The sequence below is a fragment of the Gorillibacterium sp. sgz306347 genome (genome assembly GCF_059735245.1).
The window spans coordinates 237,653-249,638 of sequence record NZ_JCAPET010000001.1; the positions used below are offsets into that span (position 1 = coordinate 237,653).

An 11,986-nucleotide genomic window follows, 5' to 3' on the forward strand; every position below is an offset into this window, starting at 1 on the left:
GCTCCTGGTCTAAACCACACCCTGCACTTTAGTGCAGGGTGTGGTTTAGAGATCGATTTTGTGCTGTAGCGGAGAGGAGCGAGCGGCGGGAGACTTTTTCGACTGGTGGTAAGTTGCTGGAACACTACGCCTGTTGATTTACCAGAAACTGGATTATGGCAATACTAAATGAAGGGCCAAATAAACCACCCATTCGGGAGGCAAGGCTGCCAAGCTAATCAGTCGGTCAAACTCTGCAAAAGATAATCGAGCACTTGGGTGAACCTGACAATTTCCCTGCATGTACACGTACTGAAGCAGCACGTACACAATTAATGCGGTGTATAATTGTCCGTAAACGGCATTCGGTGTTGTTCCAAAAAGTTTCAGCACATTTAAATGCTGTTTCATCCATCGAAAAAACACTTCGATTTGCCAGCGTTGTCGGTAGATTTCTGCAATTTTCTCCGCCGAGGGTCGGTGTAAGTTGGTCGCCAGAACAACGGGGTTGCCTTGGGGATCCTTCAGCTTTACAACCCGAAATCGATATCGGGTCAAGGACGCTTTTGTTCCGAGTTGGCAGGTCAAATCTTGCTCAATCGTATGGGCATAGGGACGTTTTCGTTCACGATAAACAGGCTGGTGCAGGACCGTGTTGTTTCGCAACCGGATGACAAAATACTGCCGTTGCTCCTGCTCCATGTAGGCATCAAACTGGTTATGCTTCCCGTAGGCACGATCCGCAACCAAAATGAAGCGCGCGTCTGTTACCACATTACACAGGGTCGAGTCGTGCTGCTTTCCCGTCGATTCCGTTACCCGGTGGAGCTCGCCAGTCTCGGTCAACAAAGACACGTGAAGCTTAATGCCGCTCTTCTCTCCTTTGACTGATGGTGCCCAAGGCAGCCGATTGTGACCGGCAGAAATGGTTGTAGAATCGACCGCCAGCGGCTCTTTCGGAAGCCGAAGACGTCTGCGAGTGGCGCGATTGCATTTGCGAATCAACAGATGAAGCAGTTGCTTAAAGACGCGGAACGGAACCTCTTTCGCTTTTTTGGAGATCGTAGAGTGATCCGTTTGGCGCAAGCCACAGGCGACCATTCGTTTTTCTCCGTCCCGATAGCCGTCCCACTGCCCAAGCGCCGCTTCAGCAAGAAAGACAAAGAGCTCGTAGACGGTAAATTTCCTTGCTGTATCAACATAATTGGCTTGTTGTAATAAAGGTTGAACTTCCTCGTTTGGAATGAGGGATTGAAGAATTGGGACTAACATTGTACGATGGTTCATGAGACCGTCTCACCTTCCGTAACGTTTGTAGGGGTACAAACACTTTACAGGAATGAGCGGTCTTTTTGCTACCATTTTTTTGATAATCAACAGACGTACTGGAACACAAAAGTCGCATCGCTTTACCCTGCGGCACTAGTTTTGCCAAGGCAGTTTGCTGGCTGAATTCCCGGCCCGCTCCTCGTCCGGTTGCGTAAGATGGAAAAGAGCTGCTGTACGAAACCGGCAGTGCAGGGAAAGGAAGCGCAGGAGAGAACAACGTTTGCGGAAAGGGCACAAGCCGGGCGATTGCCTCATATACATAAGACAAGGAAGGGAAGGAACAGGGGGGAGAGCGTGAAAATATCGGATTTTCAGTCCAAGGATGTGGTCAACATCGTCGATGGAAAGAAGCTGGGGCGCATCAGCGACCTGGAGCTGGATCTGCGGCAGGGCCGCATCGAGGCGATCGTGGTGCCGAATCATCACTCCCGGTTCTTCGGGATGTTCGGGGCCGGGACGGATGTGATCATCCCCTGGCGCAATATCGTGAAGATCGGCATGGACGTCGTTCTGGTCCGGCTGGACGACCGGGTGTACCGGCCGACGGAAACGGATGACCGGGAATATGCGCGCCCCTACGCAGACCGGGATCGGGAAAAGGAAAAGGATCGGGGCCGCGGCGCGTAACGGGTCGTCACGGCCGAAGAGACAACATTTTCACGCTTGTGGTAAACTGGGGTAGGATAAGCTGAATCTGGCAAGGGTCTGCCTGCAGACAGGCGGCGCGGAGAGCGCCGCATCCAACAAGCCGGCGGGAGGACACGACGAATGGAACCGTTTCACGATGAACATCAGCCGGGGAAGCCCGGCCTGTTATATTTGCGCGGCTGGATGGACCGGTATCCGGGGCTGACGGCCGGCTTCACCTCAAGACATGGCGGAGTCGGCCAACCGCCGTACGCGTCGCTGAACCTCGGCCTGCATGTGGGCGACGAGCCGGCCGATGTGCTGGCAAACCGCGGCCGGCTGGCCGAGGCCGCGGGCATCCCGCTGGACCGCTGGGTTTACGGCGAGCAGGTCCACGGAAGCCGGGTCGCCGTTGTGACCGCGGCGGACGCCGGTAAAGGCGTCCGAAGCCGCGAAACGGCGCTTCAGGACACGGACGCGTTTATTACGCGCGAACCGGGGCTTTGCCTGTCGGCACTGTTCGCCGATTGCGTGCCGCTGTTTTTCTTCGACCCGGAACACGGCGCGATGGGCCTCGCCCATGCCGGCTGGAGGGGAACCGCGGCGGAGATCGGCCGGCTTACCGCGGAGGCGATGGCCGCTGCGTTCGGCTCGCGGCTGGAGCAGCTTCTGGCCGCCGTCGGCCCGTCCATCGGCAGCTGCTGCTACGAGGTAGGCGAGGAGCCGGTCCGGCAAATCGCGGCGGCGCTTGGCATGGACGCCGTGCCGGAAGCTCGGGGGCCGGGACAAGGCATGCGGGAAGCGCATAGACCGGGAGAAGGCATGCCGGGAGTACCTATACCGGGAGAAGGCATGCCGGAAGTCCCTTTTCAAGCGCTGGGCGGGGGGAAATACCGCCTGGACTTGCAACAAGCGAACCGACAAATTATGATAAAAGCAGGAATTTTGCCGTCTTCTATCGAAGTGACTGAAAGATGCACCGGCTGCGGGACCGATTTGTTCTTCTCCCATCGCAAGGAGAACGGTCAAACCGGACGCATGGCCGCGTGGATCGGAATGCGCGCCGGGGGCGGCGACGGAGGATTAAACAAGTGACGTTTGAAGAGCGAATCAGCCGGGTCGAGGAGCGGATCGCAGCCGCCTGCGCGAAGAGCGGCAGGGCCCGGGACGAGGTTAAGGTTATTGCGGTGACCAAATATGTGCCCATGGAACAGACGGAGGCGGCCATCCGCCACGGCTTCGGCCATCTGGGCGAGAACCGGTGGCAGGACGCCAGGGAAAAGTGGGAGGCGCTGTCCGACCGGTGCGTCTGGCATTTCATCGGCCACCTGCAAACCAATAAGGTCAAGGATGTCGTCGGCCGGTTCCCCTATATCCATTCGCTCGACCGGCTCCCGCTGGCGCAGGAAATCAGCCGCCGCGCGGTCTTGGCCGGTATGGAAGCGAAGGTATTCATTCAGCTGAACGTATCCGGGGAAGAATCGAAGTACGGGCTTGCGCCGGACGAGCTGATGTCTTTTGCGGACAAGCTGCGGGAGCTTCCGGGGCTGCGCGTGGCCGGCCTCATGACAATGGCTCCGTTTGAGGCCGAGCCGGAGGACACCCGCCCGGTATTTCGAGGCTTGCGGCAGCTAAGGGATGAATTGAACGCCGCCGCCCCGTTCGAGTATCCGGTCGAAGGGCTGTCGATGGGGATGTCCAACGATTACGAAGTCGCCATAGAAGAAGGAGCGACCTGGGTAAGACTCGGATCGGTCCTGTTTAAGGATGAACATTAAGGAGGCGCCGATATGGGAGTTATGAATCGGGTATTAACCTTTTTCGGTCTGAAGGAAGACGAAGAGCCCGCGGACAAGGAAATCGGACAGGATGAGCCCGAAGAACTTGAAACCAACCCGTTCGAGCAGCGTAAAATCAAAGGAAATGTCGTCAGCATCCACTCGCAGAAGCATGTCCGCGTCGTCCTGCACGAACCGCGCAATTACGACGACGCCCAGGAAATCGCGGATCACCTGCGCAACCGCCGTCCCGTGGTCGTCAATTTGCACCGCGCCCGGCCGGAGCAGGCGATGCGCATCGTCGACTTTCTGAGCGGGACCGCCTATGCGATCAGCGGCTCGATTTCGCGGATCGGCCCGAGCATCTTTTTGTTCACGCCCGATTCGGTTGAAGTTCAGGGCACCATAAAGGAACTGACGGAAGAAGACGTTCAATACAACTGACGAGGTGAACCGTTTGAGCCTATACAATGCGATTAGTCCCATTCTTTACTATGCATATCTGATTTACAACTTCATGATCATCGTCTATTTTCTGATGTCCTGGCTCCCCAACGTGCGGGAAAGCTCGGTCGGCTACTTTTTGGGCCGCCTGATCGAGCCTTACCTGGCCCCATTCCGCAAGGTCATTCCGCCGATCGGGTTTATCGACATTTCGTCCCTGATCGCCTTGTTCGCCCTCCGGTTCGTATACTGGGGCATCGATTCGATCTTCTACTTCCTGCTGCGCAATTTCTAGAGGGCCGGAGCCATGGGAAAAGAATGGCTGAGCCATTACGGCCCCGGGGAGCGGCAGTTTGCGGAACGCGTTTCCGAGTGGCTGGAACGGGCTGCGGAACGGCATGTCGTCAAGGTGACCGATTTTCTGGATCCGCGGCAAGCGGAAATTTTAACGGCGGCAGCCAACCGGAGCACGGGGATGGCTGCCTTTCGATTGGACGGGGGCTATCCCGCAGCGGAACGCAGAAGGGCGGTCATTGTGCCCGATTACCGGGACCCGGACGAAGTGGATGCGGAAATCGCGGTGCTGTCCGTCTCGGCGGGCGAGAAGCTGGAGCACGGGGATTACATGGGGGCGATTCTGGGGCTTGGCATCAAGCGGGACAAGATCGGCGACATTCATGTGTTTGATGACGGCTGTCATTGTCTGGCGGCTGCGGAAATCGCCGCTTACCTCGACCTCAACCTCCGCCAGGTTCACCGCGCGTCGGTGACCACCGAGCTTCTGCCGCCCGGTATGCTGCGGACGGCATCGGTGGAATATGAAGAAATCAACCTGACGGTGGCTTCCATGCGGCTGGACGGCATAGTCAGCGATGTGTGCCGGCTGAGCCGCGCGAAGGCGCTGGCGCCGATTCAGGCCGGCCGCTGCCGGGTCAACTGGAAGACGGAGCAAGACCCGAGCAAGCCGCTGAAGGAAGGGGACGTGGTGTCCTTGAAAGGCTTCGGCCGCTTTCGCGTGCTGGAGGTGGAAGGCGTCACCAAAAAAGGGCGCATTCGGGTCCGGGTCGGAAAATACAAGTGAGCCGGTCAAATTTCGCGGCGGAAGTTGCAGGATTTTACCGGCTATCGTCGAATAAAACTTGAGTAGTCATGGAATCTATTTCTGGAGGTGCGACCAATGCCGCTTTCGCCATTGGACATACATAACAAGGAATTCAAGACCCGCATCGGGCGCGGGTACGACCAGGACGAGGTCAATGAATTCCTTGATCAGGTGATCAAGGACTACGAGGCCATCATTCGCGAGAACAAAGAATATCAGGCCCGGATCGCCACCCTGGAAGAGCGTCTGGAGCATTTTCAGAATATCGAGGAAAGCTTGAGCAAAACCATCATCGTCGCCCAGGAAGCGGCGGACGAAGTGAAGGGCAACTCCAAGAAGGAAGCCCAGCTGATCATCCGTGAAGCGGAGAAGAACGCCGACCGGATTATCAACGAAGCGCTCGTCAAGTCGGGCAAGATCGCCCTTGAAATTGAAGAGCTCAAAAAACAGGCGGCCATTTACCGGACCCGGTTCCGGACGCTCCTGGAAGCGCAGCTGGAGATCATCTCGGGCGACAACTGGGATTCGCTCGAAGCCGACCCGGAGCAGTCCCGCTCGGTCTGATTCCTTCCGGGAACCGAAACCCAAGGTCTTCGCGAATTGACGAAGGCCTTTTTTTTCGTTATACTGGACGTTGACATTCCCATTATTTGCGACAAAGCGATGACCGGTACGAGTACGGCGCCAAGGCTGGGACAGCGAGTTAGGGTACGGTGTGAGCCTAACCCCGGGCAGCGTTCGGAAAATCAACCGCGAGTATCTCTTGAACGGAAGTAGAGAGCATCGGCTGATCCCGTTATCGATCTTCAAGCGAAGCAGATTTCATGGCCTTGCCATGCGGCTGCTTTATTAGGGTGGTACCGCGAGTCTCTCGTCCCTTTGTGGACAGAGGCTCTTTTTTGTTCTTTCGGAACCGGTCAGCTTTTTAGAACCAAACGAAAAAGGGGCGATTGACATGGATTACGGCAAAACACTTAACCTGCCGCAAACGGACTTCCCGATGCGCGGCAACCTGCCGCAGGCGGAACCGAAGGTTCAGGCCCGCTGGGACGAAATGGACATTTACCGCAAGGTGCAAGAGAGAACGGAAGGCCGCCCGCTGTTTGTGCTGCACGACGGCCCTCCTTACGCCAACGGTGATATTCACATTGGACATGCGCTCAACAAGATCATCAAGGACATCATTGTCCGCTACAAATCGATGACGGGCTTTCAGGCTCCTTACATCCCCGGCTGGGATACCCACGGGCTGCCGATCGAACAGGCCATCACGAATAGCGGCAAAAAAGACCGCAAGCAGATGACCGTTCCCGAATTCCGCGAATACTGCAAGGAATACGCGCTCCAGTGGGTGGAACGGCAAAAGCAGCAGTTTCGCCGGCTCGGCATCCGCGGCGACTGGGACAACCCTTACCTGACCCTTCAGCCGGAATACGAGGCGGAGCAAATCCGCGTATTCGGTGCGATGGTAAGCAAAGGCTACATCTACAAAGGACTAAAGCCGGTTTACTGGTCTCCGTCCTCCGAAAGCGCCCTGGCGGAAGCGGAAATCGAATACCGTGAAAAAACCTCTCCCTCCATCTATGTCGCTTTCGACGTGCGGGATGGAAAAGGAGTAGTGCCGGAAAGCGCGGCTTTCGTCATCTGGACGACGACTCCCTGGACGCTGCCCGCGAACCTGGGCATTTCGGTTCATCCCGACTTTGATTACGTGCTTGTGGAAACGGGCGGAAAGCAATACGTTGTGGCGGAAGGCCTGCTTGAAGCGGCTGCCAAGGAAATCGGCTGGACGGAATGGACCGTCGTGAAGAAATGGAAAGGCTCCGAGCTGGAATATGTCGTTTGCCGCCATCCGTTCTATGACCGCGACTCGCTGGTCATGACCGGCGAGCACGTCACGCTGGAAGCCGGCACAGGCTGCGTTCATACGGCCCCGGGACACGGGGAGGATGACTTCCTGATCGGCCAGCGGTACAAAATCGGCGTTCTGGCCCCGCTTGACAACCAGGGCAAATTCACAAAAGAAGCCCCCGGCTATGAAGGCCAGTATTACGAGAAGGCCAACGAGCCGATCATGGAACGGCTCGCCGAAAGCGGCCATCTGCTGCAGCGCGGGACCATCGTTCACCAATACGCCCACGACTGGCGGACCAAGAAGCCGGTCATCTACCGGGCGACCGAGCAGTGGTTCGCTTCCGTGGAAAAATTCCGCGACACGATGCTGGACGAAATCAAGAAAATCAAATGGATTCCGTCCTGGGGCGAAGTCCGGCTGCACAACATGGTCGCCGAACGCGCCGACTGGTGCATCTCCCGGCAGCGCGCCTGGGGCGTGCCGATCCCGGTTTTCTATTGCGAAAGCTGCGGCGCTTATCATGTGGACGAAGCCTCGATCGAACGAGTGGCCGATATCTTCGCCAAGGAAGGATCGAACGCCTGGTTCCTGAAGGACGCGTCCGAGCTGATTCCGCCCGGAACGGTTTGCGCCAAGTGCGGCGGTACGTCGTTCCGCAAGGAAACCGACATCATGGACGTCTGGTTTGACTCCGGCTCCAGCCACCGGGCCGTCCTGAAAGCCCGCGGCCTGAAATGGCCGGCCGACCTGTACATGGAAGGCTCCGACCAATACCGCGGCTGGTTCAACTCATCGCTCAGCACCGGGGTGGCCGTTTACGGGGAAGCTCCGTACAAGGCGATCCTGAGCCACGGCTTTACGCTGGACGGAGAAGGGCGGAAGCAGTCCAAATCGCTCGGCAACACGATTGACCCGAACGCCGTGAGCGGGAAGCTGGGCGCGGACATTCTCCGGCTGTGGGTCGCTTCCTCGGACTATCAGGCCGACCAGCGCGTCTCGGACGCCATCCTGGCCCAAACGGCCGAGGTGTACCGGAAAATCCGCAACACGCTGCGTTTTCTGCTCGGGAACCTGACGCATTTCAACCCCGAAACCGACCGCGTGCCGGCGGAAAAGCTGACGGGGCTCGACCGGTACGCGCGGATTCGCCTGCACCGGATGCTGGAACGGACATTGAAGGCATACGAAAATTACGAGTTCCATTCCGTTTATCAGGCGGTTCATCATTTCTGCGCGGTGGAAATGAGCGCCTTTTACCTGGACATCGCCAAAGACCGGCTGTACGCCAGCGCGCCGGAGGACCCGGCCCGAAAAGCGGCGCAGACCGTATTGTACGAGGCCCTTACGGTTATAACTAAGTTGATCGCTCCGATTCTGCCGCACACGGCAGACGAAGTGTGGAAGTTTATTCCGGCGGCGGACGCGGAAAGCGTTCAGTTAACGGACATGCCCGCTCCGGAAACGGGGCTTTACGACCCGGCGTTCGAAGCGGAATGGGACGCGCTGATCGCGGTACGCGAGGAAGTCAACAAGGCGCTGGAGGAAGCGCGTAACAACAAAGTGTTCGGCAACTCGCTCGGTGCGAAGCTGGAGCTGTACCCGGACGAAGCGACCTTCGGGCTTCTCGGCAAATTCGACCGGCTGGACCAGCTGTTTATCGTATCCGAGGTTCATGTGCACGCTCCGGGCGAAAAGGCTCCGCAGGAAGCCATGCAGCTCAAAAAAGTCGCCGTTCAGGTGCTTCCCGCAGACGGGGAAAAATGCGAACGCTGCTGGATCGTCACCCCGGAGGTCGGACAGCAGGAGAGCCATCCGACCCTTTGCCACCGCTGCTCGGAGGTTGTGAGCGAAGAAGCTTGATCCGAAGCTTCCTGAGCAGGAAAGCCGCCATTGTCCGCCGCCGGACATGGAGGTCGCAACATGAAGGAAAGGGACCGGCTGCAGGATTACGACCGCCGCGTGCTGTACGAGCTGAATGAACGGGTCAAAAAGGTAGCCAACGAAATGGAGCGCGTTCAGATTGCCGATTACGTTCAGCTGCTCAACCGTCCTTGGAAGCTGATCTACAACAACTTCCTGGGCGGTCTGGCACGCGGCGTCGGCGTTGCCATCGGCGTGACAGTGTTTACCGCCACGCTGCTCTATGTGCTTCAATATCTCGGCGCGCTCAACCTGCCGATCATCGGGGATTACATCGCCAAGCTGGTGGAGGTTGTCCAGGCGAACCTGGAGCGGCGCACGTACCGCTGACTGGACGATGCGGCTGCGTGAAACGTTGCAGAACTGCCGACTCCGAAGCCGGCGCGGCGAAACGGTTTTTTGATTTTTGTGTGCGATCAGCTAGGCGGGTTGAAAGGCGTCCGCGGATGCGAAAAGGCTGCCCCTTTCCGGGCAGCACTTTCGTATTTGCCGGCGGAGCCGTGCGGGAGGCACCGATTGCACCCTGTGGTCTAGAGACAAGCCGGCTCAGCGGTAATCCGAAACGCCGTCGTTCTCGTCTTCATCGCCGTCCGGAACAAGCAGCGGGTCGCCTTCTTCTCTTTTGATATAATTGTAATATTCCCGGTTGCGGACAATAAACCGCTGCTCACCGTACAGATCGGTCGCCAGAAAGCTTTCGATGTCCTCCACATAGCCGTCGTTTTCGCCGTTTTCGATCTGGACGTCTTCGTAATCGTTGATCTCGGGATCCTCGGCCAGCGCCGGGGAGTTGGAGTTGCCCCAGCCGGCGACGATCTGCCAGGCATCCTCGCCGTCGAAGCCGTTCTGATCGCCGTGCTCATCCAGACTGGTGCGGCCGAAGGGCGGAGCCAAAAATTCTTCTTCGATCGGACGTCTTGCGGAAACGAATTGGCGCGGTGTATGCTGGGTGCAATAGGCGGCGGACGGGATGGCGCGCAGCCGCTCATACGGAATCGGCTGGCCGCATTCCGCGCAGACCCCGTACCTTCCTTCCGCCATACGGGTCAGGGCCGCGTTGACGTTTCCAAGCTCCCGTTCCGTGTTTTCGTTCAAGGCAAGGTCCTTGCCGCGCTCGAAAAGCTCGGACCCGATGTCGCCCGGGTGATTGTCGTAAGCGGCAAGCTCGCCGATGGAGTCGGCCAATGACTCGGACATGCCGAAGTGGCCGTTCGCGTTCAGTTCTTTTTCCAGCTCCGCTTTTTCCCGCCGAAGCGCGCGGCGCAAGTCCTGCTGCTGCTCTTGGGTAAGATGGTTCACCTGCTGTTACCTCCTCCGCGCTCGTGATACGGGTTAGTCTGGGCGGAAACCGGGGGATTCATCAAAAGAATCGGCTGTGAAGTAAGGCAACCATTGCAAACCGGAACCGGCCGAACGGCCGCCGGCACGCGAGGAGGAACTGAGTTTGATTTTTTATTTATTGATCGCCCTTATCATTTTTCTGATCGACCAGGGCACGAAATGGCTGATTGTCCAAAATCTTGACCTGTATGAACGCGTTCCGGTGCTCGGAGACTTTTTCAGCATCACTTCGATCCGCAACAGCGGGGCCGCATTCAGCATTTTGGAAGGGCAGCGCTGGTTTTTTCTGGTGGTAACGATTGTCGTCGTCGTGGGCATCGTCATTTACATGCGCCATAGTCTCAAAGAAGGCAAGCGGCTTATGGCCACCGCTCTCGCGTTCCTGCTTGGCGGCGCTTTGGGCAACTTTTTGGACCGGGCCCTGTTCGGGGAAGTCGTGGACTTTTTGCGGTTTCATTTTGAATTTTCCCTGTTCGGACTGAACGTCAACTACACCTTCCCGACCTTCAATGTGGCGGATATAGGCATCACCTTCGGCGTGATTCTGATTCTGCTGGACACCCTGCTCGAGTGGCGCCAAGAAAGGAAAACAAAAACCGATGAATCCCAATATCCCGAATCCTGATTCCGCTGAAACGGAAGAATGGACCGTGTCCCCGGCAGACGCCGGGGAACGCATCGACAAGCATGTGACGGAAGCGCTGGAAGCGGACGTCTCCCGCTCTCTTGTGCAGCAGTGGATCAAGGACGGGCATGTCCGGATCAACGGGCAAGCGGTCAAAAGCAACTACAAGCTTGCGGCCGGAGACAGCGTGGAGGTCCGCGTGCCGGAGCCGGAGGAGCTTCGGATTGAAGCCGAGCCGGTGGACATGGAAATCGTTTACGAGGACCCGGATGTCGTCGTGGTGAACAAGCCGCGGGGCATTGTCGTGCACCCGGCTCCCGGCCACTCCGGGGGTACGGTGGTCAACGGGCTGCTTTACCACTGCAAGGACTTGTCCGGCATCAACGGGGTGCTGCGTCCGGGCATTGTGCACCGCATCGACAAGGATACCTCGGGCCTTCTCATGGCGGCCAAGAACGACCTGGCGCATGCTTCGCTTGCGGAGCAGCTGAAGGAGCACAGCGTGACACGCAAATACATCGCTGTCGTCCACGGCAATGTACCGCATGACAAGGGCACGGTGGATGCCCCGATCGGGCGCGATCCGTCCGACCGCAAGCTGTTCACCGTGACCGGCAAGAACAGCAAGCACGCGGTCACCCATTTTGCCGTTCTGGAGCGGATCGGGGAGTTCACCGTTCTGGAGCTCAAGCTGGAAACCGGGCGTACGCACCAAATTCGCGTACACATGAAATACATCGGCCATCCGCTGGTCGGCGACCCGGCGTACGGACGGCCCAAGGACCGGGAGCTGGACGGGCAGGCGCTGCATGCGGCCGTTCTGGGCTTCCGGCATCCCCGGACCGGCGATTATCTGGAGTTTGCCGCTCCGCTTCCGGAGGACATGGAACGGCTTCTCCAGCGGCTCCGCAGCCTTTAACTGAGAGAAAGCGGAACAGCGGCAGGCATGCCGGCATCGCGGTATGCTGTCCGATTCGCGATAGAAT

Annotated in this window: 13 protein-coding genes and 1 other annotated feature; of the genes, 11 read left to right on the top strand and 2 right to left on the bottom strand. The window is 58.0% G+C overall.

The window, feature by feature from the left end:
- Window positions 1-153: 153 nt before the first annotated feature.
- Entirely contained in the window at window positions 154-1,266 is a 1,113-nt protein-coding gene (locus AC6I6H_RS01000; RefSeq protein WP_497949715.1) for an IS4 family transposase, read from the bottom strand.
- A 336-nt stretch (window positions 1,267-1,602) separates the two neighbouring features.
- Here AC6I6H_RS01000 and AC6I6H_RS01005 point away from each other — a divergent pair, with 336 nt between their 5' ends.
- The 9 genes from AC6I6H_RS01005 (at window position 1,603) to AC6I6H_RS01045 (ending at window position 9,364) form a co-directional block, all read left to right on the top strand.
- Window positions 1,603-1,935, top strand: coding sequence for a YlmC/YmxH family sporulation protein (locus tag AC6I6H_RS01005; RefSeq protein WP_497949720.1), 333 nt, complete (start codon window positions 1,603-1,605; stop codon window positions 1,933-1,935).
- A gap of 141 nt (window positions 1,936-2,076) precedes the next feature.
- Window positions 2,077-3,030 carry a peptidoglycan editing factor PgeF gene (gene pgeF, locus AC6I6H_RS01010; RefSeq protein WP_497949725.1) on the top strand — a complete coding sequence of 318 codons (954 nt, stop codon included), beginning with the start codon at window positions 2,077-2,079 and terminating at the stop codon, window positions 3,028-3,030.
- Complete coding sequence (locus tag AC6I6H_RS01015) at window positions 3,027-3,713, top strand: YggS family pyridoxal phosphate-dependent enzyme (protein WP_497949730.1); 687 nt, start codon at window positions 3,027-3,029, stop codon at window positions 3,711-3,713. The genes pgeF and AC6I6H_RS01015 overlap by 4 nt, the downstream gene beginning before the upstream one ends.
- A 12-nt stretch (window positions 3,714-3,725) precedes the next feature.
- A complete protein-coding gene (locus tag AC6I6H_RS01020; protein ID WP_497949735.1) occupies window positions 3,726-4,157 on the top strand; it encodes a cell division protein SepF in 432 nt (143 codons plus the stop codon).
- Between the two features lie 13 nt (window positions 4,158-4,170).
- Window positions 4,171-4,452: a YggT family protein gene (locus tag AC6I6H_RS01025; RefSeq protein WP_497949740.1), complete on the top strand. Its 282-nt coding sequence runs from the start codon at window positions 4,171-4,173 to the stop codon at window positions 4,450-4,452.
- Between the two features lie 12 nt (window positions 4,453-4,464).
- Entirely contained in the window at window positions 4,465-5,238 is a 774-nt protein-coding gene (locus AC6I6H_RS01030; protein WP_497949745.1) for a YlmH family RNA-binding protein, read from the top strand.
- 96 nt (window positions 5,239-5,334) lie between these two features.
- Window positions 5,335-5,823: a DivIVA domain-containing protein gene (locus tag AC6I6H_RS01035; RefSeq protein WP_497949749.1), complete on the top strand. Its 489-nt coding sequence runs from the start codon at window positions 5,335-5,337 to the stop codon at window positions 5,821-5,823.
- Between the two features lie 90 nt (window positions 5,824-5,913).
- Window positions 5,914-6,141, top strand: a binding site (T-box leader).
- Between the two features lie 73 nt (window positions 6,142-6,214).
- A complete protein-coding gene (gene ileS / locus AC6I6H_RS01040; protein WP_497949754.1) occupies window positions 6,215-8,974 on the top strand; it encodes an isoleucine--tRNA ligase in 2,760 nt (919 codons plus the stop codon).
- Window positions 8,975-9,034: 60 nt separating this feature from the next.
- A complete protein-coding gene (locus tag AC6I6H_RS01045; RefSeq protein ID WP_497949759.1) occupies window positions 9,035-9,364 on the top strand; it encodes a DUF5665 domain-containing protein in 330 nt (109 codons plus the stop codon).
- 216 nt (window positions 9,365-9,580) lie between these two features.
- Here the strand turns inward: AC6I6H_RS01045 and AC6I6H_RS01050 are convergent, their stop codons facing one another.
- Window positions 9,581-10,333 (bottom strand): TraR/DksA C4-type zinc finger protein, encoded by a 753-nt coding sequence (locus AC6I6H_RS01050; RefSeq protein ID WP_497949763.1) that lies wholly within the window; start codon window positions 10,331-10,333, stop codon window positions 9,581-9,583.
- A 148-nt stretch (window positions 10,334-10,481) separates the two neighbouring features.
- Here AC6I6H_RS01050 and lspA point away from each other — a divergent pair, with 148 nt between their 5' ends.
- Both lspA and AC6I6H_RS01060 read left to right on the top strand, forming a co-directional pair.
- Complete coding sequence (gene lspA, locus AC6I6H_RS01055; RefSeq protein ID WP_497950232.1) at window positions 10,482-11,000, top strand: signal peptidase II; 519 nt, start codon at window positions 10,482-10,484, stop codon at window positions 10,998-11,000.
- On the top strand, window positions 10,975-11,919 hold the full coding sequence (locus tag AC6I6H_RS01060; protein WP_497949767.1) for an RluA family pseudouridine synthase: 945 nt from the start codon (window positions 10,975-10,977) through the stop codon (window positions 11,917-11,919). Before lspA ends, AC6I6H_RS01060 begins: the two co-directional genes overlap by 26 nt.
- Window positions 11,920-11,986 lie beyond the last annotated feature (67 nt).